This window comes from Marinobacterium sp. YM272, assembly GCF_050908845.1.
GTDB lineage: Bacteria > Pseudomonadota > Gammaproteobacteria > Pseudomonadales > Balneatricaceae > Marinobacterium_D.
Map to the genome: position 1 here is coordinate 569,340 of NZ_CP194171.1, position 23,534 is coordinate 592,873.

The 23,534-nt window shown below is 59.7% G+C and carries 23 protein-coding genes and 1 riboswitch; of the genes, 13 read left to right on the plus strand and 10 right to left on the minus strand.

The window, feature by feature from the left end; all coding sequences use genetic code 11:
• Window positions 1–36: 36 nt before the first annotated feature.
• From ACQUQP_RS02690 to ACQUQP_RS02705, 4 genes are all read left to right on the plus strand, one after another.
• A complete protein-coding gene (locus ACQUQP_RS02690) occupies window positions 37–1,122 on the plus strand; it encodes a mechanosensitive ion channel family protein (protein ID WP_432697274.1) in 1,086 nt (361 codons plus the stop codon).
• 246 nt (window positions 1,123–1,368) lie between these two features.
• Complete coding sequence (locus tag ACQUQP_RS02695) at window positions 1,369–2,343, plus strand: TRAP transporter substrate-binding protein (RefSeq protein WP_432697275.1); 975 nt, start codon at window positions 1,369–1,371, stop codon at window positions 2,341–2,343.
• A 43-nt stretch (window positions 2,344–2,386) separates the two neighbouring features.
• The gene (locus ACQUQP_RS02700; RefSeq protein WP_432697276.1) at window positions 2,387–2,896 is read left to right on the plus strand and encodes a TRAP transporter small permease; all 510 of its coding nucleotides are present in this window, start codon (window positions 2,387–2,389) and stop codon (window positions 2,894–2,896) included.
• A complete protein-coding gene (locus ACQUQP_RS02705; RefSeq protein ID WP_432697277.1) occupies window positions 2,893–4,185 on the plus strand; it encodes a TRAP transporter large permease in 1,293 nt (430 codons plus the stop codon). Before ACQUQP_RS02700 ends, ACQUQP_RS02705 begins: the two co-directional genes overlap by 4 nt.
• A gap of 76 nt (window positions 4,186–4,261) precedes the next feature.
• Here ACQUQP_RS02705 and ACQUQP_RS02710 read toward each other — a convergent pair whose 3' ends face one another.
• The 4 genes from ACQUQP_RS02710 to ACQUQP_RS02725 form a co-directional block, all read right to left on the minus strand.
• Window positions 4,262–5,167 carry a GlxA family transcriptional regulator gene (locus ACQUQP_RS02710; protein ID WP_432697278.1) on the minus strand — a complete coding sequence of 302 codons (906 nt, stop codon included), beginning with the start codon at window positions 5,165–5,167 and terminating at the stop codon, window positions 4,262–4,264.
• 381 nt (window positions 5,168–5,548) lie between these two features.
• On the minus strand, window positions 5,549–6,850 hold the full coding sequence (locus ACQUQP_RS02715; RefSeq protein WP_432697279.1) for a TRAP transporter large permease: 1,302 nt from the start codon (window positions 6,848–6,850) through the stop codon (window positions 5,549–5,551).
• Window positions 6,850–7,365 (minus strand): TRAP transporter small permease, encoded by a 516-nt coding sequence (locus ACQUQP_RS02720; RefSeq protein ID WP_432697280.1) that lies wholly within the window; start codon window positions 7,363–7,365, stop codon window positions 6,850–6,852. The genes ACQUQP_RS02715 and ACQUQP_RS02720 overlap by 1 nt, the downstream gene beginning before the upstream one ends.
• Window positions 7,366–7,369: 4 nt before the next feature.
• Window positions 7,370–8,344 carry a TRAP transporter substrate-binding protein gene (locus ACQUQP_RS02725; protein ID WP_432697281.1) on the minus strand — a complete coding sequence of 325 codons (975 nt, stop codon included), beginning with the start codon at window positions 8,342–8,344 and terminating at the stop codon, window positions 7,370–7,372.
• A 325-nt stretch (window positions 8,345–8,669) separates the two neighbouring features.
• Here ACQUQP_RS02725 and ACQUQP_RS02730 point away from each other — a divergent pair, with 325 nt between their 5' ends.
• Together ACQUQP_RS02730 and ACQUQP_RS02735 are read left to right on the plus strand one after the other, a co-directional pair.
• The gene (locus ACQUQP_RS02730; protein WP_432697282.1) at window positions 8,670–9,662 is read left to right on the plus strand and encodes a serine/threonine protein kinase; all 993 of its coding nucleotides are present in this window, start codon (window positions 8,670–8,672) and stop codon (window positions 9,660–9,662) included.
• Between the two features lie 81 nt (window positions 9,663–9,743).
• Window positions 9,744–11,204 carry a helicase HerA-like domain-containing protein gene (locus tag ACQUQP_RS02735; protein WP_432697283.1) on the plus strand — a complete coding sequence of 487 codons (1,461 nt, stop codon included), beginning with the start codon at window positions 9,744–9,746 and terminating at the stop codon, window positions 11,202–11,204.
• A gap of 83 nt (window positions 11,205–11,287) precedes the next feature.
• On the opposite strand, the gene dbpA is transcribed toward ACQUQP_RS02735, so the two are convergent.
• Window positions 11,288–12,667 (minus strand): ATP-dependent RNA helicase DbpA, encoded by a 1,380-nt coding sequence (gene dbpA, locus ACQUQP_RS02740; protein WP_432697284.1) that lies wholly within the window; start codon window positions 12,665–12,667, stop codon window positions 11,288–11,290.
• A gap of 165 nt (window positions 12,668–12,832) precedes the next feature.
• On the opposite strand from dbpA, the gene ACQUQP_RS02745 reads away from it, so the two are divergent.
• Entirely contained in the window at window positions 12,833–13,291 is a 459-nt protein-coding gene (locus ACQUQP_RS02745; protein WP_432697285.1) for a c-type cytochrome, read from the plus strand.
• Between the two features lie 8 nt (window positions 13,292–13,299).
• On the opposite strand, the gene ACQUQP_RS02750 is transcribed toward ACQUQP_RS02745, so the two are convergent.
• Window positions 13,300–13,947, minus strand: coding sequence for a 2OG-Fe(II) oxygenase (locus ACQUQP_RS02750; protein WP_432697286.1), 648 nt, complete (start codon window positions 13,945–13,947; stop codon window positions 13,300–13,302).
• Window positions 13,948–14,145: 198 nt separating this feature from the next.
• On the opposite strand from ACQUQP_RS02750, the gene ACQUQP_RS02755 reads away from it, so the two are divergent.
• Window positions 14,146–14,529, plus strand: coding sequence for a 3D domain-containing protein (locus ACQUQP_RS02755; protein ID WP_432697287.1), 384 nt, complete (start codon window positions 14,146–14,148; stop codon window positions 14,527–14,529).
• Between the two features lie 111 nt (window positions 14,530–14,640).
• A complete protein-coding gene (locus ACQUQP_RS02760) occupies window positions 14,641–15,117 on the plus strand; it encodes a peroxiredoxin (RefSeq protein WP_432697288.1) in 477 nt (158 codons plus the stop codon).
• 116 nt (window positions 15,118–15,233) lie between these two features.
• Here ACQUQP_RS02760 and fghA read toward each other — a convergent pair whose 3' ends face one another.
• Together fghA and ACQUQP_RS02770 are read right to left on the minus strand one after the other, a co-directional pair.
• Window positions 15,234–16,091 (minus strand): S-formylglutathione hydrolase, encoded by an 858-nt coding sequence (gene fghA / locus ACQUQP_RS02765; protein ID WP_432697289.1) that lies wholly within the window; start codon window positions 16,089–16,091, stop codon window positions 15,234–15,236.
• An 84-nt stretch (window positions 16,092–16,175) separates the two neighbouring features.
• Window positions 16,176–17,285, minus strand: coding sequence for an S-(hydroxymethyl)glutathione dehydrogenase/class III alcohol dehydrogenase (locus ACQUQP_RS02770; RefSeq protein WP_432697290.1), 1,110 nt, complete (start codon window positions 17,283–17,285; stop codon window positions 16,176–16,178).
• A 148-nt stretch (window positions 17,286–17,433) separates the two neighbouring features.
• Here ACQUQP_RS02770 and ACQUQP_RS02775 point away from each other — a divergent pair, with 148 nt between their 5' ends.
• From ACQUQP_RS02775 to ACQUQP_RS02785, 3 genes are all read left to right on the plus strand, one after another.
• Window positions 17,434–18,318 carry a LysR family transcriptional regulator gene (locus ACQUQP_RS02775; protein WP_432697291.1) on the plus strand — a complete coding sequence of 295 codons (885 nt, stop codon included), beginning with the start codon at window positions 17,434–17,436 and terminating at the stop codon, window positions 18,316–18,318.
• An 86-nt stretch (window positions 18,319–18,404) separates the two neighbouring features.
• A riboswitch (cobalamin riboswitch) is annotated at window positions 18,405–18,634 on the plus strand.
• 36 nt (window positions 18,635–18,670) lie between these two features.
• A complete protein-coding gene (locus ACQUQP_RS02780; protein ID WP_432697292.1) occupies window positions 18,671–20,548 on the plus strand; it encodes a TonB-dependent receptor plug domain-containing protein in 1,878 nt (625 codons plus the stop codon).
• Between the two features lie 69 nt (window positions 20,549–20,617).
• Window positions 20,618–20,803: a hypothetical protein gene (locus ACQUQP_RS02785; protein WP_432697293.1), complete on the plus strand. Its 186-nt coding sequence runs from the start codon at window positions 20,618–20,620 to the stop codon at window positions 20,801–20,803.
• 34 nt (window positions 20,804–20,837) lie between these two features.
• On the opposite strand, the gene ACQUQP_RS02790 is transcribed toward ACQUQP_RS02785, so the two are convergent.
• Entirely contained in the window at window positions 20,838–21,707 is an 870-nt protein-coding gene (locus ACQUQP_RS02790) for an NAD-dependent protein deacetylase (protein ID WP_432697294.1), read from the minus strand.
• A 160-nt stretch (window positions 21,708–21,867) separates the two neighbouring features.
• Between ACQUQP_RS02790 and grxB the strand changes: the two genes are divergently transcribed.
• Window positions 21,868–22,524, plus strand: coding sequence for a glutaredoxin 2 (gene grxB, locus ACQUQP_RS02795; protein WP_432697295.1), 657 nt, complete (start codon window positions 21,868–21,870; stop codon window positions 22,522–22,524).
• Window positions 22,525–22,530: 6 nt separating this feature from the next.
• On the opposite strand, the gene ACQUQP_RS02800 is transcribed toward grxB, so the two are convergent.
• Window positions 22,531–23,496, minus strand: a complete 966-nt coding sequence (locus tag ACQUQP_RS02800) for a ribonuclease Z (protein WP_432697296.1) — start codon at window positions 23,494–23,496, stop codon at window positions 22,531–22,533.
• Window positions 23,497–23,534: the final 38 nt, after the last annotated feature.

Genomic DNA, 23,534 nt, shown 5'->3' on the forward strand with positions numbered 1-23,534 from the left:
CGATCCCCTGCATGATCGGAAATCAAGGGGATGGGAATGGAAAACCTCGATGAACTGAGTGGCCTGCTGCTGCCGGACTGGGTAATTGCGACGGGTCTGCCGCTGCTGTCGATGCTGCTGATGTGGATGGTTTCTCAGCTGCTACTGAGGCACCTGGGGCGGATCGCCGGGCGCACCTCCTTCTTCTTTGACAGCCTGATGGTCTCTGCCCTGCGGCTGCCGCTTGGCGTACTGATACTGGCGCTGAACCTGATTTTCATGGAGCGCCTGCTGCGCTACTACGAGATGGCTCCCGAGATGCTGGGGCCTGCCATCGATAACGGCGCGCGTATCCTGCTGATTCTGGCCCTGGTGATCCTGTTCGACGGTATCGCCAAAGGGTGCATTGATCATTATTCGCGCACCCTGCCGGTGCTGCGCAACAGCCGTGGCATCACCATGATCCTGACCCGGGCGCTGGTGCTCGGTATCGGCGTACTGATTTTGCTGGGCACCCTGGGTATCTCGATCACACCGCTGATCGCCTCCCTCGGTATCACCTCCCTGGCTGTGGCGCTGGCGCTGCAACCGACGCTGGAGAACTTCTTTTCCGGCGTGCAGATCCTGATCGATAAACCGATCCAGGTGGGGGATTACATCGAGCTTGAATCCGGCGAACAGGGCTTTGTGGAAAAGATCGGCTGGCGCTCCACCTGGATCAAGATGCTGCCCAACAACACCGTGATCATGCCGAACAGCCGCATCTCAGCGTCCAAGCTGATCAACTACGACTATCCACAGAAAGAGCTCTCGGTGCTGGTCGAGGTGGGCGTTCACTACGATTCCGATCTCGAACATGTGGAGCAGGTGACCACCGAGGTGGCCAGGCAGGTACTGCACGACAGCGAGTACGGCGTGTCCGAGTTCGGTACGTTCATGGTCTATCACTCCTTCGACAGCTCCAGCATCAACTTCACGGTAATCCTGCGCGGGCACCAGTTCACCGACAGCTTTCAACTCAAGCATCTTTTCATCAAGGCGCTGCATGCCCGCTACCGGGAGGAGGGGATCTGCATTCCCTATCCGATCCGCGCGCTTAACACCGCCCAGGAAGGGGCTGTGTTTGGCGCTGTGGATAGCTGAGGCTCTTGCGACCAGTCCTCTGACTGGGGGCGGGATTTGTTTCAGATTTACGACCGCATAAGACTGATTGCGACAACTTGATGTCGCGAGCAGTCGGTCGCCGTCCCCGGCCGCTTCCTATGATGGATCGACCGTCCCTGGAGCTGCAGTGTGTAGCCCGGACTTTGTTGATTGGCTAGGAGCGACAAGAGTATGAATTTTCGCAAGACAATGATTTCAAGCGCTGTCGTTATGGCAGGTGCATTCATGGCAGGCAGCGTCCTGGCTGATGATGTCCGTGTGCTCAAGTTTCACAGCGGTCTGGCACAGTCCCGTCCTGAAGCCGCACATATCGAAAAGTTCGCCGAGCGGGTGAAGGAAAAGAGTGGTGGCAGCCTGCAGGTTGATGTCTACCACGCCGGTTCCCTGGGCCTGAAAGAGGCCGACATGCTGCGCATCCTCAAGGGCGGCATGGTCGACATGGCGCTGATGTACGGTGAGTACTACAAGCGTGATGCACCGGCACTGGCGTCTGTTTATGCCCAGGGTGCGATCACCGAATCTTCCCAGCACCTGGATCTGCTGCCGACCCTGCGCAGCATCTACAAAGATGCCTATGCCAACTGGGATATCCACACCATCGGTGGCGTGGTTGCCCCGGTATTCGACGTGGGTCTGCACTGCAAGGAGCCGGTCAATACCCTGGAAGACCTGAAAGACAAGAAGGTCCGCGTCTGGTCCGGCCACCTGGTCGATACCTTCAAGAAACTGGATATCTCCGCACAGGTGATCGGCCAGAATGATATGTACCTGGCCCTGCAGACCGGTGTTGTGGATTGTGCTTACTACCTGTCCACCGTGGCCAAGACCGTGTCGCTGCAGGAAGTGACCGATTACGAAGCCTATCTGCACCCCTGGGCTGCTTCACCCTGGATGTTCGGTGTCAGCGACAAGACCTGGGATTCTCTGACCGAAGAGCAGCAGGCCGCGCTGGCTGAAGCCGGTGAAGAGACCTGGGCTGAAACCCGTGAACTGGCAGTCGATCCGGCCCGCGAGGAAGCTGCTCGCGAAGAGCGCAAGGAACTGGGTATCACCGTACTGGATCCGTTCAGTGAAGAGGACGTGAACACCTTCGTCGACGCCGCCATGGCAGCCTGGAAAGAGATGGCTGAAGGCGCCGGTGAAGAGGGCGTTGGCTATTACGAAACCGTTTCCACGCTGGCTCGCGAGCAGCAGAAGTAACCATCGACGGCGCTTTTGCCGTCGGCAACATTAGGAGGGGATGATGGCCTTGCTGCTATCCAAAACCTTGGATCGGGTCGCGCATGCACTGTTCTTCATTGGTGTCTGCGCCGGTATTCTTATGGCGTTGATGATTTTGAGCAGTGCGTTGCTGCGGTACCTGGCCGGGGCACCCCTCTCATTTTCGGATGAACTGGCAGGGTTGCTCTTTGTAACCCTGGCGTTCACCACGTTTCCTGAGGTCATGCTCAGGTCCGAGCATATCAAGCTGTCGGTACTGACCGACCGCTTCGGCCCGGTTCTGCAGCGTGTCTGCCGGTTTGCCGCCGGTATCATCTTTATCACCTTCTCGGTGGTATTTATCTACGAGTCCTGGAACTTTGCCGACTTTTCCCGGCAGATTAACTCACGTACGGATGTCAGCGGCCTGCTGCTCTGGCCCTGGATGGCGCTGATGCCGGCTTCCCTTGCGCTGTGCCTGCTGATTGAGCTGCGTGTTTTATTCCGCGGCCTGCGCGGAGACTGGGTCGGACTGATGGGAGTTGAGCAATGAGCTGGCTGATTCTGAGCGGTTCGCTCATCGTATTACTGGGTACCGGAGCGCTGCTGGGTGCCGCCCTGGGCCTGACCGGATTTATCCTGCTGCACTTTCAGGCCAATGGCGCTACCGCGCTGGCGATCAATTCCGCCTGGAACCTGCTGACCGAGTTCACCCTGAGTGCGGTGCCGCTGTTCATCATGCTCGGTGATATCCTGCTGGCCAGCGGCGTCTCTACCCGCGTCTATAACGGTCTGACGCCGCTGTTCCGCTGCATGCCGGGTCAGCTGCTGCATACCAATATCGCCGTGTGCACGCTGTTTGGCGCTGTCAGCGGATCTAGCACCTCTACCGCTGCCGCGATCGGCTCGGTGAGTTATCCGGAGCTGAAGAAGCGCGGCTATGATCCGGCTGCCGTTGTTGGCTCTCTGGCCGCCGGCGGTACCCTGGGTCTGTTGATTCCGCCGAGTCTGTCGCTGCTGATCTACGGTGCGACCCAGGATGTCTCCATCGGTCGTCTGTTCCTGGCGGGGCTTCTGCCGGGCCTGATGATCTCGGCCGGCTTCCTGCTGTGGATCTACCTGCGCTCCCGTTTTGGTTCGTCGCATATCGCCCCCGAACATGGCGAAGGCTTCAGCTGGCGCGATACCGGCGCCGGGTTGCTGCAGATCTGGCCGCTGCCGATTCTGATCTTCTTCGTGCTCGGTACCATCTACATGGGGATCGCCACGCCAACCGAAGCGGCAGCCATGGGTGTGGGCGTATCTATCCTGATCGGTTTCCTCTGGGGCGACCTGACCTGGCGTGAGCTGTGGAACGCGTTCAAGCGCTCCTCGATCATGTTCAGCTGTATCGCGATGATCCTGGTGGGTACGGTGATCCTGGCGCAGGCGGTGAGCCTGCTGGGCCTGCCGCGCGGTGCCGTGGATATGATCGCTGAGCTGGGCCTGGGACGCTATGGCGTGCTGCTGATGGTGGTGCTGGTCTACCTGGTGCTGGGCTGCTTCTTCGACGGTATCTCACTGCTGTTGATGACCCTGCCGATCACCTTCCCGATGGTGGTCAGCCTTGGCTTCGACCCGGTCTGGTTCGGTATCGTCGTCACGCTGCTGATGGAGGTCGGTATGATCACACCGCCGGTGGGATTGAACCTCTTTGTGCTCAGTTCGATCACCAAGGGTGAGGTGGGAGTGCCCAGTGCAGCCTATGCCGCCATGCCTTATTGGGTGATCCTGCTGGCCGCAGTCGGGCTGTTGACGTTATTCCCGCAGATTGCGCTCCTGCTGCCCGATCTGTTCTCCTGAGTCTGCAGACAAAACACCCCGGTCGAGCAATCTTCCGGGGTTTTTTGTGTTTGGGGAGGGGCGTTTCTATGACAGATTATTCGCGTCCGCGACGTACATCGGTGGGCGGGTGGCCAAACAGGCGGCGGTAACTGCGACTGAAGTGGGTTGAACTGACAAAACCGCAGGCGACGGATACGTCGGTGATGCTCAGGTTCGACTGCAGTAACAGTTGCCGGGCCTGGGTCAGCCGGCACTCCAGATAGTAACGTGCCGGTGATGAGCCCACATGGCGATTGAACAGACGCTCGATCTGGCGCCGGGAGATGCCGACCAGTTTGGCAATCTCGTTCACCGGCAGGGGCTCATCGATATTTTTTTCCATCAGCAGGATAGAGTCTTTCAGCGCCTGGGGAGCCTGGGGATCAGACAGCATCAGCGAACTGGAGCACTCTCCGTCGCCGCTGGTTCTGTCCCTGCCGATCACCTCTTCGATGGACTGTGCGCAGGCACCGCCATGCTGGTCGCTGATCAGGTCCAGCATCATATCGAGAACACTGTTGGGACCTGCGCAGGTATAACGACCTGGCCCGGCACTGTAAGACGCGTAAGAGAGCTCCTGCTCGGGAAAGCATTCACGCATCAGCGCGCGGTTATCCTGGTGAATCGCGATCGGCAGATCATCCACGGTGCCGGCGGCCGTCAGATAATAACTGCCATTCCAGATGCCGCAGAGGGTTACCCCGCGCTGAGCGGCCTCGTGAAGCTTGGCGGTCAGTCTGGGCAGCGGCTTGAGTTCGTTGCGATAGCCGCCGCAAATCACCAGAATCGAGTTCGCATCCAGCTCAAGATCATCCAGCGTACCCTCGGTCGGAATTTCGATACCCAGGTCCGATAAGGCCTTGGGGCGATCGATGCTGCATGTCTGCATCTGGTACAGCTTGCGTGAGTAGATCAGGTTGGCCGTTACACAGGCATCCAGCGCCACAGAAAATGTCGACATGGAAAAATGGTCCAGCAGCAGAAACACCACCTTCCGCGCTGGCTGCTCAAGCCGCGGTGAGGGTTTCTGCTGCAGGAATGCGCGGTTAACGTTTTGAAAATGGGGTGAGAAAGCAGGGCCGGTGGGTAGTATGTTTTTCATAGGCTACAAGGCTGATTCCAGCGATTAGGGCATCCGGAGGCTGTTTGTAGTGACGAAGCACTATTCATGCCACGGGTATCGGAGGAATCGGGATGCGTTTTTATATTAGTTGTAGGTAAAGTGCATCTTGATTCAATGCTTAATCTCAGAGCCTATACCAGCATCGGTTCTGACCGGAAGGGTGTGCGCACTGTTTTAGTGCGCACTATGCATGGTTTTGGGTAGCTGGACGGCTGACTATCAGCCGCCCAGCTGCGGCAGCCAGAGCACGATTTGCGGGAAAATCGAGATCAGCAGTGCTGCGACACACATGAGGATGAAGAAGGGGAAAGCGGCCAGTGCGATTGTACCGAGCTTCTCGCCAGTCAGTCCCTGGAGTACGAACAGGTTAAACCCGACCGGCGGCGTAATCTGCCCCAGTTCCACCATGATCACCAGGAACACGCCGAACCAGAGCGGATCGAAACCAGCCTGAACCACCAGCGGCAGGGTGATCGGCAGGCTCATCACGGTGATCGAGATACCGTCCAGGAACAGCCCGAGAATCACGTAGAAGAGCGCAAGAATCAGCAGCAGTGCCGGCGCCGAAAGCTCAAGCGAGCCGATGAACTCCGCCAGATCCCGCGGGATATGCAGATAGCCCACCGCGGTGGAGAGCAGCGCAGCGCAGACCAGAATCGAGCACACCATGACGCTGCTGAGAATGGTCGCCTGCACCGCATCGGTGAACAGCTTCCAGCTCAGCTGGCGCTCGAACAGCAGCATCAGCACCACGGCGCCGACACCCACGGCCGCTGCCTCGGAGGGCGTGGCGATACCGCTGTAGATCGAGCCGATGACGATAAAGATCAGCGTCAGGACCGGCGCGAGCAGCGCTGCGCTTTCTTTCATGCTGACCTTGGAGTTGTACTCCCGCGGCGCCTTCTGCGGAAACCGCAGCGCCTGGTAAAACAGGTAGCCGGAGTAGAGCAGGGCGATCAAAAGGCCTGGCAGCACGCCGGCCATGAACAGCTTGCTGATCGATACCTCGGACTGAACGCCGTAGACGATCATCACGATAGACGGCGGAATCAGCAGGCCAAGACTGCCGGCACCGGCCAGGGAGCCGATCGACAGACCACGGTCATAGCCTCGGATCTCCAGTTCACGGGTGGTGATCTTGCCCACAGTTGCCGTGGTGGCGGAGCTGGAGCCGCTGACCGCTGCGAACAGCGTACAGCCGAAAATATTGGTGTGCAGGATGCCGCCGGGAATGCGCGCGGTGATCGGCTCCAGGCCACGGAACAGGCGTTCCGATATATCCGAGCGGAAAATCATCTCCCCCATCAGGATAAACATCGGTATCGCGGAAAGCTCCCAGGAGCTGCCGGCACGAAACAGAATCCGGCTCAGGGTCACGCCAACGCGATGCAGGCTGAAGTCCGCCATCAGCAGCAGCGACAGCACGGACACGGTGACCAGGCCGGCAAACACCCAGGTGCCAAGCCCCAGCACGATAAACACCATCGCGATGACGCCGAGGGTCGTTAACAGGATCTCCATCAGCGCGGCTCCAGATCGATCGGGGTTTTACGAAAAACAATAAGACTCAACACCCGCGAGGAGAGAGTCAGGCAAAGCAGCACCAGGCCCAGCAGCACTGCGCCCTCGGGTATCCACAGCGGTGTATCGGCCAGGGATTCGCTGGTGATGCCGCGGGAGTAGCTGCGGCTGACGTTGATACCCCAGTACCAGCTGAGCCAGCCAAACAGGGCGAACATGACACTTGATATCGCCAGGTCCAGAATCATCGCCGCATTCTTGCTGAGCCGGTTGATCACCAGGCCGACGCGGATCAGGCCGCCTCGCTCCAGGGCAAAGCCCAGACCCATAAAGGTCGTGGTGGCGACGGCGTAGCCGATGAACTCGTTGAGCACGTAGGTGGAGGTGTTGAACAGGCGCAACAGGATCTCGAGCAGAATATGGGCCGCCATGTAGACGATCAGGGTGCCGCAGAGAATGCCGGCCCCCTGATTCAGACGTTTGACCAACCCAATATAGAGACGGGCCAACAGCATCGGCTTATTCCGCCTTCAGTGCGTCGAGAATCTCCTGACCGGTGCTGCCGGTGTTTTCCAGCCACTCCTGCACGGCCGGTTCTGCAGCGGCTTTCAGCGCGGCAGCCATGTCCGGGTCAACATCGGTGTAGATGTTGACGTCGTGGCTCTGCAGCTCGGCGTAGTTCTGTTCCAGGCGTGAGCGCACGGTTTCCCAGTTGTGGGCGTCGGTGCGCTTGGCAGCTTCCAGGATCGCTGCCTGCTCCTCTTCGGAGAGGTCTTCAAACGCATCGCGGTTCATATGGACCATGTTCAGCGGCACCGCGTAGCGGATCTCGGTGTAATGGTTCAGATGTTCCCAGAAGCTGCCGTTGGCGCCGGATTCAGCGGAGGTCAGCACCGCGGAGATACCGCCGGTGGAGAGCTGTGGCACCACGTCCGCCCAGGAGAGCAGTACCGGCGCAGCGCCCGCTTCCTTGAAGGCGATGGTGCCGTTTTTGTCGTAGGTGCGGATCTTCAGGTTGGTCAGAGCATCGGTGGAGTTGACCATCTCTTCGGACCAGATACCACTGGCCGGCCAGGGAGAGGCGTAGAGCAGAATCTGATCGTTCTCCTCAAAGACCTTCGCGTATTCCGGGCGGGCAATTTCGTACAGCTTCTGCGCTTCATCGACACTGTCGGCCACAAAAGGCAGTGATGAGAGCAGGAAGATCGGGTCGATACCGCCGATGGTGCCGGCCAGGGTATCGGCGATCTGTACGGCGTTATCGGCCACCGCGTAGAAGTGGTCGGCAGACTTGAAGCCCAGGGAACCGCTGGTATGCAGCGCGATATCGACGCTGCCACCGGTCAGCTCGTTGACCTGGTCGATGAAGTAGGCATCACCCTGAGCATGGATCGATTTGTCGTTGTACTCGTTGGAAAAGTCCAGGGTTGCGGCGTTGCCGAGCATGGATACGCCCAGTGAAGCGGCAGCCAGAATTTTGTAGGTGTTCGACATTTGGATCTCCTGATCAGGTTATCGGAGCTTGGAAGGTAGGTGGTACTTGGAATATACGTATAGGAAAAACTATTTACTCGCGCTACATCTGTCTGTCTCCGGTTATAACCTGCCTATTTGCGCCAAAAGCATCGGTTTTGGTCGCTGTGCATAAAATAGTCACTCCTGTTGGACAAAAAGCATAGGCGGTCAGACGCGGGTTGGCATTGCATCAGCCGTTAACCAGGCGCTGTCGCAGCGTCTGTGTCCGTTGCACACGGGTATCTCTCGCTTGGGTGTGATGCCAGGCGCTACAATGCCTGCTGAATCCAAGCAGCGATGTGTTATGACAGAGAATCTCAGCCAGCCCTTTTATCAGCTAATGCCCGATACCGTGATCGATGCGGTGGAATCCCGTGGTTATCTCAGTGACGGCCGCATACTTGCGCTAAACAGCTACGAGAACCGCGTATACCAGGTCGGCATCGATGAAGCGGAGCCGCTGATCGCCAAGTTTTATCGCCCGGCGCGCTGGAGCGATGAGCAGATTCTTGAGGAGCATGAGTTCTGCTTCGAGATGGCGGAGCAGGAGCTGCCGGTGGTGGCACCGCTGCGGGATGATAACGGCGACAGCCTGTTTCGCTTCGGTGATTACCGCTTTTCACTTTATCCCCGTCGTGGCGGGCGAGCGCCGGAACTGTCTGACCCGGACCATCTCTACCGACTCGGGCAGACACTGGGGCGGATTCACCTGATCGGTGCTGCCAGGGATTTTCAGTACCGCCCGGCGCTGACGATCCAGAGCTACGGATATGACAGCGTTGAGCTGATCGCGGCGTCGTTTATCCCGGCCGCGCTGAAAGAGGCATACACCAGCCTGACCCGGGACCTGCTGCAGGAGGTGGAGGCTGCCTTCAAGCAGGCTGGTAAGGTGCGGATGATCCGGGCTCATGGTGACTGCCACGGCGGTAACATTCTCTGGCGTGACGATACCCCCAACTTCGTCGACTTCGACGACTCACGCATGGCGCCGGCGATTCAGGATCTGTGGATGCTGCTCACCGGCGATGACCGCAATGAGCTACAGCTGCAACTGAACGAGATCGTCGAGGGCTACAACGAGTTTGCCGAATTCGATCCGCGCGAGCTGCACCTGGTGGAGGCGCTGCGCACGCTGCGGATGCTGCACTACAGTGCCTGGCTGGGCCGCCGCTGGGACGACCCGGCGTTTCCGCACAACTTCTCCTGGTTCAATACCGAGCGCTACTGGGGTGAACACCTGCTGCAGCTGCGCGAGCAGTTCGCCAAGTTGCGCGAGCCGGTGCTAGAGTTGCTCTAGAGCGATCATCGGCGGTTTAGCCCAATCAAGTTGAAGTGGCGGCCACCATCATGGACACAGGCAGCGTCACAAGGAGGAAGGATGTCAGGCGATATCTTGATTGGTGGCACAGCGGGTCAGCAACTGTCACTGAAGGCGGGCTATGCCAATCGCCACGGGCTGATTGCCGGCGCCACCGGGACCGGTAAAACCGTTACCCTGCAGGTGTTGGCAGAGGGCTTCTCACGCCTGGGTGTGCCGGTGTTCCTGGCCGATGTGAAGGGCGATCTCTCCGGTCTTTGCTGCGCCGGCACTCCCCACCACAAGATCGACGAGCGGCTGCAGAGTATCGGCATTACTGACTTCCAGCAGGCCTCGAGCCCGGTGGCATTCTGGGATCTGTTTGGTGAGCGTGGCATCCCGGTGCGCAGCACGATCTCTGAGATGGGGCCGCAGCTGCTGGCGGCCCTGCTTGAGCTGAACGAAACCCAGGAGAGCATCCTCATACTGGCGTTCGAATTTGCCGATGATGAGGGCCTGCTGCTGGTCGATCTCAACGACCTGCGCACCACGCTCAGCTACCTGGCGGAGCATGGACGTGAGCTGGGCTCCCAGTTTGCGGTTTCAAAGGCGTCGGTGAATGCGATTCTGCGCCGTCTGCTGATGATCGAGCGCGAGGGCGGCGATCTGTTCTTCGGCGAACCGGCGCTGTCGTTGAATGATCTGCTGCGAACCGATCGACAGGGGCGTGGCGTGATCAATATTCTCAGTGCCGAACGCCTGATCCAGTCCCCCCGTCTCTATTCCACCTTCCTGCTCTGGCTGTTGTCTGAGTTGTTCGAGCAACTGCCGGAGATTGGTGATCCGGAACAGCCGGAGCTGGTGTTCTTCTTCGACGAGGCGCATCTGTTGTTCAACAGTGCGCCGAAAGCGCTGCTGGAAAAGATCGAGCAGTTGGTCAGGCTGATCCGATCCAAGGGGGTGGGCGTCTACTTCATCACCCAATCGCCGGCGGATATTCCGGACAGCGTGCTGGGCCAGCTTGGCAACAGGATTCAACACGCCCTGCGCGCCTATACGCCGAAGGAACAGAAGGCGGTCAGGGTGGCGGCCCAGTCGTTCCGGCCCAACCCTGAGCTGGATACGGAAGCGGCGATCTCCGTGCTTGGTGTCGGCGAAGCGCTGGTCTCGGTGTTGTCCGAGGGCGGCGTGCCTACTCCTGTTCAGCGCCTGTTGATCGCGCCACCGGCATCCCGGATCGGCCCCGCCCAGCAGCAGGAGCGTGATCAGGTGCTGGGTGATAGCCCTTTGCAGCGACGCTACGGAGAAAGCTTCGATCCCGAATCGGCACACGAAGAGTTGCTGCGCCGGGTAGAGCGGCAGGAGCAAAACGAGCAGAGGGTCCAGGCAGAGGAGTCCCGCAGGCGGAACAGCGCGGCTGGCAGAACTGGCCGTAGCAGGGAATCGGCGGGCGAGGCGTTTTTGAAAAGTCTGGCGCGCAGCGCCGGCAGTTCCGTCGGGCGTCGATTACTGCGCGGCCTGTTGGGGTCGTTGTTGAAATAGTGTCCGGAGCAGCGCTGTCACGGGAGCCTGTGCTGGCGCAGGATCGGTTTTCGCGTTTCAGTGCCGCCCGGTGCCGAGACGTTTTAAAGTTTGCGCACGCGGTAGTTCTTGCCCTTGATGGTGCGCGATTTGATCTTCTCCAGAGCGATTTCTGAAACCTCACGCTTCACCGCGACATAGGTCACGAAATCGTGCACCTCGATATCACCTATGTCATCACCTTTCAGCTGACCACCGGCGGTCAGGGTGCCAACGATATCGCCCGGACGCAGCTTGTTCTTGCGACCGCCGGCGATCGCCAGGGTGCGCATCGGTGCCCGCGGCGGTTTGATAGACGGGTTGGGCGTGGGCAGCTGCTCGATCACCTCGATCGGCCTGTGCTGGTCGCTGTTGACCCGCTCCAGCTTGAGTGTCTCTTTCGGGCCGACCAGGCTCAGTGCCGTGCCGCTGCGGCCGGCGCGGCCGGTGCGTCCGATACGGTGGGTATAGACGGCAGGATCACGCGGCAGGTCGATGTTGATAACCATGTCCACGGCATCGATATCCAGACCACGAGCGGCCACGTCGGTGGCGACCAGCAGCGTCAGGCTGCGGTTGCTGAACAGGGTGATGCGCTGGTCGCGTTCCCGCTGTTCCATATCGCCGTGCAGCACGCCAACGGAGTAACCGGCGCTTTTCACTGCCTGGGCGTACTCTTCGCAGCGGGCGCGGGTGTTGCAGAAGATCACCGCCGCATCAGGGGTCTGCTGTTGCAGCAGGGCGATCAGCGTATTGGCCTTAAGTGGTTCGTCGCACAGGTAGGCGCGCTGGGTGATATCCGCTGGCGCTTCGCGATCCGGTGCCGTCACCCGTGCCGGAGTGCGCTGGTATTTTGACGAGAGCTGCTCGATATCCTTCGGATAGGTGGCGGAGAACAGCAGGGTCTGGCGGCTGTCCGGTGTAGTGTCGATGATCGCGCCGATATCCTCGGCAAAGCCCATATCGAGCATCCGGTCCGCCTCATCCAGCACCAGGGTTTCAACCCTATCCAGCGTCAGTGTGCGCTTGCGCAGGTGATCCTTGATCCGGCCGGGGGTACCAACCACCACATGGGCGCCGTGTTCCAGCGAGCCGATCTGCGGTCCGATCGGTGTGCCGCCACACAGGGTGATGATCTTGATGTTGTCCTGGTAGCGGGCCAGCCGACGCAGTTCCTTGGCAACCTGGGTGGCCAGCTCCCGCGTGGGGCAGAGCACCAGGCCCTGCACGGCGAAAAGCCGCGGCTTGAGTTTGTTCAGCAGGCCGATGCCGAAGGCGGCGGTCTTGCCGCTGCCGGTTTTCGCCTGGGCGATCAGGTCCTGGCCGTTCAGTGCCACCGGCAGGCTCAGGGCCTGAATCGGTGTCATCTCGGCGTAGCCGATGCTGGCAAGGTTATTGAGCTGCGCTTTGGGCAGGCTGAGGCTGCTGAAACGGGTATCGGTCACGGGCGGGTCCGTCGGGGGATGAGGTTGGCGAAATTACGAGTTGAAAGCGGCCAGTATAGCAGAGCAAGGGCGCGATTCAGACAACCCGCTGTCCCGTTGAACCTGTCCTTTAGCGCCGATCTCCGTGCTAAGGTAATCGCTTTTTCAGGCAGTAAGGAGTCATCGATGAAAAAGTACCTGTTGGCCGTTACGCTGCTGCTCGGCAGCGCTTCACCGCTGTTGCATGCCGCCGATCCGGAAGACGCGGTGGCGTTTCGCCAGGGCGTGTTTCGTGCCATGGGATGGAACTTCGGCCCGATGGGGGCGATGATTCAGGGCCGCAAACCCTTCGATGCCGAGGCCTTTGCCCAAGGTGCAGAGCGCGTGGCGCTGCTGGCAAGCATGGCGCCGGAAGGGTTTGTCGAGGGCACGGGGATACAAGACGGTTTCGATACCCGTTTGCGGGACGAATACTGGTATCAGCAGGATCACTTCAACAAACTGATGACACAGATGATCGAGAAAGCCGAGGATTTCTCACGCCAGGTCGGAGAAGGCAAGGATCGCGAGGCGCTGAGACCTGCCTTCGGGCAGCTGGCGAAAAGCTGCAAAAGCTGCCACGACGAGTACCGTGCCCGGGATTAAACGCCGTTTTAGCGGGGTGGGTCGATCTGGTTGCCAAGGCTGGCGTTAACGCGGAACCAGCCAGCGATGCTGTAACGATCCGCCTTCGCCGGCAATACCTCATGGGGAAAGCGGTCGCTGAGAAAGATCACCAGCGTGCCCGCTTCCGGGGCGACCTTCTCGATCGGCTCGTCGCCGGACTCGGGATAGATCAGCAGCTCGCCACCATCATCCTGTTTCCACCCCTCATTCAGGTAATACACCGTGGTCAGAACGCGGTTGGTCTGGCCGCGAAAGGCGTCCAGGTGGCGCTTGTAGAAGGCCCCCGGCGCGTAATGGGCAAAGTGACATTCGTAGTCGAACAGCCCCATGAACAGGCGGCGGTTGATCGCTTCGCGCAGGGCTTCCATCCACTCCAGGTAGGCGGTCTCGGTGGCGTCGCTGAGACTCAGCCAGTGGATCTCATCCTGCCGTATCTGACTGTTAAGATGTTGATTCTGTTCTCTGCCCACGCCGGCGCGGCGGAAAGCGTGTGTCAGTTCCTGGGTGCGCTCGAAGAGCGCCCGGGTAATCGCAGCGTCCGGCCCGTCGCTGAGCAGTATATAACCCTCTTCCACCAGAGCATCGGCGATGCGGTCGAAAGTCGCTTCGGTGGCTGCGGTCAGAATGCTGGTCATCGGGGTTCTCCGGAAGGGGAGCCACTATATAAACCGATTTTCGTTCTTAGTCACGGTAAATGTTGTTATTGGGCACTAAAAATGGCGAAATTCAGAGATTGATTAACCCCGCATCTGTTGGGTATCATTTGATCAATTATTCGCCATGTCCGGAGACAGGTTATCAAGAATTCGGTTCTAGTCAGGCTTGCTTGTGCAGTGTCACTTACGTGGCTGCTGGCGTCTTCGCCTGCGCACAGCACTGAGTCCGGCCAGGTTAAGTTGCAGGTCAAAGCTTCGGCGTATAACTCGGTGCCGGAACAGACCAACGACCAGCCTTCCATCGCCGCCTGGGGTGACGAGTTGCGTCCGGGCATGAAAGTGGTGGCTGTCTCCCGCGATCTGCTGCGCCACCACGGGCTGACCTATGGTACCGAGGTCAGAATCGAGGGCCTGAAGGGACGCTACGTGGTGATGGACAAGATGAATAAGCGCTGGTCCCGCAAGATCGATATCTACATGGGTGAAAATGTGGAAGCCGCCCTGAACTGGGGAGTGCGCGAAGTCACCATCACCTGGCAGGCGCCGGCCGCCGAAAGCTGAGTTTCTCTGTTCCCGTCCTCCTTTCCTTCCCCGATATACAGTTTCAATCCGGCAGTGCTAGAATCCTGAGTAATATGGTCAACCATTCGATCGACGACAGGGAGAAAAAGCATGGCTATTCAGGTTGGTGACAAGCTTCCATCCGTTGAATTCAAGGTGATGGGTGAAAAGGGCCCCGAGTCTTTCAGCACCGATGATCTGTTTGCAGGCAAGAAGGTGGTTTTATTTGCGGTACCGGGCGCGTTTACGCCGGGCTGCTCCATGACTCACCTGCCGGGTTTCGTCGTCAAGGCGGACGAGATCAAGGCCAAGGGCGTGGACAGCATTATCTGCACCGCGGTGAACGATGCCTTCGTTATGGATGCCTGGGGTAAGGCGCAGAACGCTGAAGAGATCATCATGGCCGGTGACGGTAGCGGCGAGTTCGCCAAGGCGACCGGTCTGGAGCTGGATCTGACTGCTGGCGGTCTTGGCATGCGCAGCAAGCGTTACGCGATGATCGTCAACGACGGTACCGTTGAATTGCTGAATATCGATGACAAGGGTATCGACAAGAGCAGTGCAGAGACCATCCTGGCTGCGCTCTAAGCAGTTCAGGTCGCGCTGGCTAGATAAAGCAGCGCCAGATACAGAAAAGGGCGGGTGTTTTTCCCGCCCTTTTTGCGTTTAGGCTTCTCGTCGCTTACTTGAGGCCCAACGGCTCTTTATTTAAGGCCTAACGCCTTGGCGTGGTGCTCAAGGTGATCGCCGATAAAGGTGGCGATAAAGAAGTAGCTGTGGTCGTAGCCCGGCTGCATGCGCAGCTCCAGCGGGTGACCGGCAGACTCGCAGGCCTGCTGCAGCGCTTCCGGTTTCAGCTGTTCGCTAAGGAAGTTATCGGCTTCGCCCTGATCAACCAGCAGCGGCAGACGCTCCTCGGCAGTGGCGATCAGTTCGCAGCTGTCCCAGGCCTTCCAGCTTTCACGGTCGTTACCCAGGTAACCACCCAGGGCTTTCTCGCCCCAGGGGCAGTTGATCGGGTTGCTGATCGGCGCGAAGGCGGAAACGGACTGGTACCGGCCCGGGTTCTTCAGTGCACAGATCAGTGCGCCGTGGCCGCCCATGGAGTGGCCGCTGATGGAGCGCTGGTCGGTGACCGGGAAGTTTTCCTCGATCAGTGCCGGCAGCTCGTCCACCACATAGTCGTACATGCGGTAGTTTTCGGCCCAGGGTGCCTGGGTGGCATTGACGTAGAAACCAGCGGCGGACCCGAAGTCGTAGCTGTCATGTTCGCCGGGATGGTTGGTGCCGCGGGGGCTCGTATCCGGGCAGACGATCGCCATACCCAGCTCGGCGGCCAGACGCTGGGCGCCCGCTTTCTGGGTGAAGTTCTCGTCGGTGCAGGTCAGGCCCGACAGCCAGTAAAGCACCGGCACCGGCTTGCTCTGTGCCTGCGGCGGCAGGTAGATCGCAAACACCATCTCGGTGCCTGTGCTGGCAGACTGGTGCTTGTAGCGCTTGAGCCAACCGCCGAAGCATTTGTTGCTGGCGATCAGTTCGGGTGTTGTGGATAACTCGGACATGGAGAAAGACTCCCAGATCTCGGGTATGAAACGGGTTCATGCCAGATAAGGCGAAGCCCCCGCCCGACGGACGGGGGCAGGGGATCAGAACAGGATGACGGAGCGGATGCTCTTGCCTTCGTGCATCAGATCGAACGCCTTGTTGATGTCTTCCAGACCCATGGTGTGGGTGATGAACGGATCGATTTCGATCTTGCCGTTCATGTAGTCTTCAACGTAGCCCGGCAGCTGGCTGCGGCCCTTGACGCCACCGAAAGCGGAGCCTTTCCAGACGCGACCGGTAACCAGCTGGAACGGACGGGTAGAGATCTCCTGACCGGCACCGGCAACACCGATGATGACAGACTCACCCCAGCCCTTGTGGCAGCACTCCAGTGCAGAACGCATAACGTCTACGTTGCCGATACACTCGAAGGAGTAATCAACACCGCCGTCGGTCATGTCGACGATCACCTGCTGGATCGGGTCGGAGAAGTCTTTCGGGTTGATGCAGTCGGTAGCACCGAACTGGCGTGCCATCTCGAACTTCTCTTCGTTGATGTCGATGGCGATGATGCGCTCGGCACCGGCCATGCGCGCACCCTGGATGCAGGACAGGCCGATGCCGCCCATACCGAAGATGGCAACGGTGGAGCCCGGCTCAACCTTGGCGGTGTTCAGTACCGCACCGATACCGGTGGTGATACCACAACCCAGCAGGCAGACCTTTTCCAGCGGCGCATCGATCTGGATCTTCGCCAGGGAGATCTCCGGAACAACGGTGTACTCGGAGAAAGTGGAAGTACCCATGTAGTGGTAGATGGTTTCGCCGTTCAGGGAGAAGCGGCTGGTGCCATCCGGCATCAGGCCCTTGCCCTGAGTCGCGCGAACCGCCTGACACAGGTTGGTTTTGCCAGACAGGCAGAACTTACACTTGCCGCACTCGGCGGTGTACAGAGGAATAACGTGGTCGCCCGGCTTCAGGGTCGTAACGCCAGGGCCGACTTCTTCAACGATACCCGCGCCTTCGTGGCCCAGGATCGACGGGAAAATACCTTCCGGGTCAGCGCCGGACAGTGTGAAAGCGTCAGTGTGGCAGACACCGGTCGCAACGATGCGGACCAGTACTTCACCGGCCTTCGGGCCCTGAACATCTACTTCTTCGATAGTAAGCGGGTCGCCTGCTTTCCAGGCCACGGCAGCGCGTGATTTCATGATTAACTCCTGTTCAGGATGGGTTGATAACAGACGCTAGTGTAGTTCAGCGCGGTGATTTCATCCCTGCACAGATGGCAAATGATTTTTGCTGTGTAACAATAATGCTGGCACACAGATTTCCAGGCACTAGAGAGAGGGGCAGGCGGTGCGGCGTTGGGATGCGGTTGAAGCCTTTGTGGCGGTGGTACGTGAGGGCAGTTTTTCGGCGGCGGCGGAGCGCCTCGGCGTATCCGCATCCCATATCAGCCGCCGTGTGGCGGAGCTTGAAAACCACCTGGGCACGCCGCTGATCTACCGCACCACACGCTCGATTCGGCTTAGTGAGGCCGGGGAACAGTATTTCGAGGAGTGCCACCGCCTGCTGGAAGGCTTTATCAGCGCCGAGGAGCAGATCAGCCGCCAGCAGGAGGAGCCCAGCGGCCGTCTTAAGCTGACCTGTGCTGCCACCTTCGGTGAACGCTTCATCGCGCCGCTATTGCCCACCTTTATGCGTCGCTATCCGCGCCTGGAAATCGATCTTCACCTGAGTAACCGCCGGGTAGACCTGATCAGGGAAGGCTTTGACCTTGCGATCCGTCTGGGCACGCTGGAGGATTCCAGCCTGCTGGCACGCCGTCTCTGCGATCGCCGCGAGTATCTCTGCGCCTCGCCGGATTATCTGGAGCGCTACGGTGCGCCGCATACGCTCAGTGAGCTGGCGCACCACAACTGTCTGCAGGGCACCAACTCCACCTGGCTGTTCCAGGACCGGGGCCAGCGGCGTGAGCTGCGGGTCAGCGGCAACTGGCACAGTAACTCCGGCCCCGCGGTGCTGGCCGCAGCGCGGGCGGGGCTCGGTATCGCCCAGTTGCCGGACTATTACGTGGCGCCGCTGCTGAAGAGTGGCGAGTTGCTGCCGCTGCTGGAGAACAACCGTTACCGCCACTCCGGTGTCTGGCTGGTCTATCCCAAGGTACGCCAGCAGCTGCCGCGTCTGAAACTCTTGTGTGATTACCTGGTGGATCAGTTCAGCAGCGGCCCCCCTTGGTAATGGATCTATTCACAGGGTGTTGGCAATCAACGCTTTGCGCTCGTCCCGGTTAGCGCCCGGGTTGCCCCCTTGGTAGCGGCTGCGTAGAATCGCCGCCAGCATCTGGTATCCAGCGCTGACGGCGCATGGATTTAAACGGGAAGTCGGTGCGTCGAGCGGTAATCCCCGCTGCAGACAAACCCGACACTGCCCCCGCAACGGTAAGCAGGCGATACACGGCAGGCAGCCACTGTGCCCAGGCATGGGAAGGCGTCGTGTTAGGGAGTTCATGCTCTCACCTGCGAGTCCGGAGACCGGCCAGAATCCACCCAACCCTGTAAGCGTGCGGGCGGCACGTCAAGGAACTCGACACATGAACAAACTGACTCCATTGGCGGTGGCCGTAGCGCTGGCGCCCGTATCCGTTTTTGCTGCTGAAAGCGAAACCTTCGACGAACAGTTGAAATTGACGACCATCGTGGTGACCTCTTCACGGCAGGTACAGCCGGAAGCGCAGGAAACCTCCACCACTACTGTATTTACCCGTGCTGATATCGATCGCCTGCAGCCTTCCAGCGTACAGGAGCTGTTCCAGCGCGTTCCCGGCGTGCAGGTCAACCAGTCCGGTGGCCGTGGCAGCCTCAGTGGCCTGTTTATCCGTGGCACCAAATCCGCACAGACCCTGGTTCTGATCGACGGGGTGCGTATCAATGGCGCTGACAGTGGCACCGCCGCGCTGGAAGCTCTGAGCGTGGACCAGGTCGAACGTGTCGAAGTGCTGCGCGGGGCCCGTTCGGTGATCTATGGCTCCGACGCCATTGGTGGTGTGGTGCAGATCTTTACCCGTCGCAGTCATGGTCCAGGTCTGCAGGGGCGTGTGCATCTGGGGTACGGCAACTATGGTACCTGGGAGCGCAGCCTGGGGTTGTCCGGTGGTAACGATGCCACCCGTTTCAGCCTGAACCTGAGTTCTGATGAAACTCAGGACACTGACCGTTCCACCGTGCCGGCGAATCCGGCTGATAGCGATAAGGATGCTTATCGCAACAATGCTCTCAGCGCGAGCCTGAGCCACCGCTTTAACGATCGGGTCGAAGCGGGCGTCAGCCTGCTCGATCAGCAGGGCGAGAGTGAATACGATCAGGGCTGGCTCGGTGCCTATCCCTACGACGAGTTCCAGCTCAGCACCCTGTCGGGTTTTGTGAACGCCCAGGTGACAGAGCGCTGGCACAGCCGCCTGGAACTGGGCCATGCCGAAAACCGCCGCTTCTCCAAATTCGATGATGTGCCTGGCAGCAGTGCGTTCAACACCTATCGCGATTCGCTGGCGTCGATCAACCGCATTGAGCTCAGCGATAGTCAGCAACTGACGTTGGGTGCGGACTGGTACGATGAGCGCCTAAACGGCTACGACGACAGCTTCGCAAAAACATCACGCTGGAACCGGGCTGGCTTCATCCAGCACCGTTATGAAGGCGAGCAGTTCAGTACCGAAGTCGGTGTGCGCGTGGACGATAACGAAATCTACGGCAGCGAGGACAGCTGGAGTGCGGCGCTGACGTTGCCGGTTACTACCCGCAATGCGCTAACCCTATCCTATAGTGAAGGGTTCCGCGCGCCGAGCTTTGTCGACCTCTACTATCCGGGCTATGACAACCCGGACCTTCAGCCGGAAACCTCACAGAGCTATGAGCTGAAGTGGCGTAGTGAACTGACGCCGTCGACTCAGTTGCAGGCGTCGCTGTTCCGTACCGATCTCGATGACGCCATTGTCCTCGATGCCAGCTACACGCCACAGAACATCGGGTCTGCCCGTATCGATGGTTTTGAACTGGCATTGCAGCAGCAATGGCAGGGCTGGGACGCCAGCCTGGCATTGAGCCTTATCGATCCGGAAGATCGTGATACCGGCGCCACACTGGCACGTCGCGCCAAGCGCACGCTGAGCCTGGATCTGGACCGCCAGTTCGGCGAATTCTCCGTTGGGGGTAACTGGCTGCTGGTGAGCCGGGCCTGGAATGATGCTGCCAACACCCAGGAGATCGATGGTCACGGTATCGTCAACCTGCGCTCCAGCTGGCAGGTGCGTCCCGATCTGAAACTGGCACTGAAGGTGGATAACCTGCTGGATCGGGAGTACGCGACAGCGCTGTACAGCGTCTACAACCCGGACTGGACAGTCTCGAACTATCCGTACAACGAACCTGGCCGCACAGCGCTGCTGTCGTTGACCTGGACCCCGCAGCTTTAAACGGCGGGTTATCCCGCATGTTCAGCACCGGGCATCGCGTTCGTCGCTGAGGGAGGAGGGCGTTAAGGTGTGGATGCTCGGGTCTGCACCTGCTGTCCGCCCCTGCTGCCGACTGTCTGGCTGGTCGTTAAGGCCTGGGTCACAATGGCCCTGGCCTGCTACGCCGATCCGGCACTGATACCGAGTTCTCTGAACCTGCAGTGCAACCTGTTCTTCGTCCTGATCCCAGGACCGGGGTTCGGGCTTCAGCGCTAAAGCAGGTCACGCCCGCAACCCTGATCTCCAATAGTTACTTGGCCAGCATGGTTCCTGTGCAGGGGCAGCTCTGAGGTGTCAATGGACCCAGTAGCAGCAACAACTGCTCCAGTGTCGGCGCAATCGGATCATCGAGCTTCAGGTCCAGCAGTTCATCGGCGCGGGTGCGGCCCAGGGTCAGTGCGGCCATCGGTTTGTTCTGCTCCTTTGCCCGGCGACAGAAACGAAAGCCGGAGTAAACCATCAGTGACGAGCCGATCACCAGCAGGGCATCAGCCCGTGCCAATGCGCCCAGGGCTTCCTGGACCCGGGTTTTCGGTACGTTATCGCCGAAGAACACCACATCGGGTTTGAGGATGCCGCCGCAGCCGGGGCACCCGGGTACCTCGAAGTGGCTGAAATCCACCTCCAGATCGGCATCGCCATCCGGTGCCGAGGTCGCCGTGTACTGCATGAATGCCGGGTTCATTAGCGCCGAGCGACGGTGCACGTCATCGCGGCTGCAGCGGTAGTCGCAGCTCATGCAGATCACATCGCCGGCGCGGCCGTGCAGGTCGATGACGGCGCTGGAGCCAGCACGCTGGTGCAGGCCGTCCACGTTCTGGGTTACCAGCAGCTCGATGTGACCGCGCTGCTCCAGCGCTGACAGCGCGTGGTGGGCATTGTTGGGGCGGGCTTGCTGGATCACCGGCCAGCCGATCAGGCTGCGCCCCCAGTAGCGCTGCCGGGTGGTGTGGCTGTGCATAAACTCGCCATGCTGCACCGGCTGCTTGCGCTTCCACTCGCCGTTGCGATCGCGGTAATCGGGGATGCCTGAATCGGTGCTGATACCGGCGCCGGTCAGCACCAGCAACCGGGGATGCTGCTGAATAAATTCGAACAGGGCCTGCGCTGACTTGCTCACTCTGATTCCTCCGGCTGGGCGGCTTTATGGTTTTACTTTAACAGACCGGATTTGGATTTTTTCTTACAGATTTTGTTTGCAGCCCTGGTACCACTGGAAACCGCGGCTGCGGTCGTGTTTAGAATGAGTGTAATAGTCATTATCAAAAAAAGGATGTGTCATGACCCGAATCTACATCTATGACCACTGTCCCTTCTGTGTGCGTGCGACGATGGTCGCCGGCTACAAAAGAGTGGCCTTTGAGCGGGTGGTACTGCTCAACGATGATGAAAAAAGCTGCTTCGACCTGATCGGCAAAAAGATGCTGCCGGTGCTGCAGCAAGACGGTCTGGTGATCGGGGAAAGCCTGGATATCTGTCGCAAGCTGGATGAGATCGGTAAGCCTGAACAGGAAATACTGCCCGAAACGGGGCTGGCGGCACAGGTGGCGGAGATTCTCGCGCCGACACAGCATGCCCGGCTGGCGCTCAACTTTGCCCGGATCACGCGTCTAGGTCTGCCAGAGTTTGCCACCGAAAGCGCACGGGAATACTTCCGTGGCAAGAAAGAGGCGATCATCGACGAGAGTTTCGACGCGGCCCTCGCCAGAACTGAAGAGTACCTGCCCGCTGTGAATGAAGCGCTGGCTCAGCTGCCCGCACTGACGTTGCCGTCCGAACGTGCGGGCAAACTGAGCTGGGATGACGTGCAGGTCTTTCCGACGCTGCGCAGCCTGACCTTGATAAAGGGCCTGGTGTGGCCGGAACAGGTACAGAACTATCTCAACGAGGTGGCTGATCTGACCCGGCTGGACCTCTACTTCGATCGGGCGATCTGAGCCTTGTTACAGCGGCAACAGCAGCCCCTGACGACTCAGCAGCCAGCCTCCGAGATCCTCGGCCAGTGCCAGTTGCCCTGAATAATACTGGCCGGCTTCATCGTGGATCTCGCGGATGCTGTGATCGCCCGGGCGCCTGGTCGTGCGGGCGTAGCGGGGGCTGAAATGGGTCAGAATCAGGTTCGGGATACCGGCCTGTTCGGCAAAACGGGCGACCCGGGCGGCGCTGGAGTGCTGAGGCTCGGGTCCCACCTGCTTGAGTACGGCTTCGGTATAGGTGGCTTCATGGACCAGCAGGTCCGCGCGCTCGCAGGCGGCCGCCAGACACTCAGGCGTGTCGTTATCGCCGGCAATAACGGCCACACGGGGCTTGCGCGATAGCTGGGTGTAATCGCCGCTGCGTAACAGCCGACCATCGGCCAGCTGGACATCCTGCCCACTCTGCAGGCGGGCGTAGGTCGGGCCAGCCTCGATACCTTCCCGGCGCAAGCGCTCCACATCGAGCTGGAGTGGCACATCCTGTTCCTCAATACGGTAGCCCCAGCACTCTGTGCGATGACTCAGTGGGACGGCGCTGATAGCAAATCCCGCTGCGCTGACCGACAGCTCTTGTGATACTTCGATAAAGTGGAGCGGATACTCCAGGTACAGCTGCGTCGTGCTGATGACCGCCTCGATAAAATCACGCACGGCCGCAGGCCCAACCAGGGTCAGCGGCTGCTTGCGTCCACCAAGCTGGCAGGAGGCGAGCAGGCCCGGCAGACCATAACAGTGATCGCCATGGATATGGGTGATCAGGATCGCTTCAAGCTTCTGCGCTGACAGCGGGGTGCGCAGCAGCTGGTGCTGGGTGGCCTCGCCGCAATCGATCAGTATCCAGGGTTTGCCCTTTTCCGGCTGTACGGCGGTGGCGCTCAGGTTGCGTTGTTTGGTCGGTGCGCCGGACGAGGTGCCCAGGAAGGTGATTTTCACGTCGGGGATCCATCCAGAAATCTGATCCCCGAGTGTAA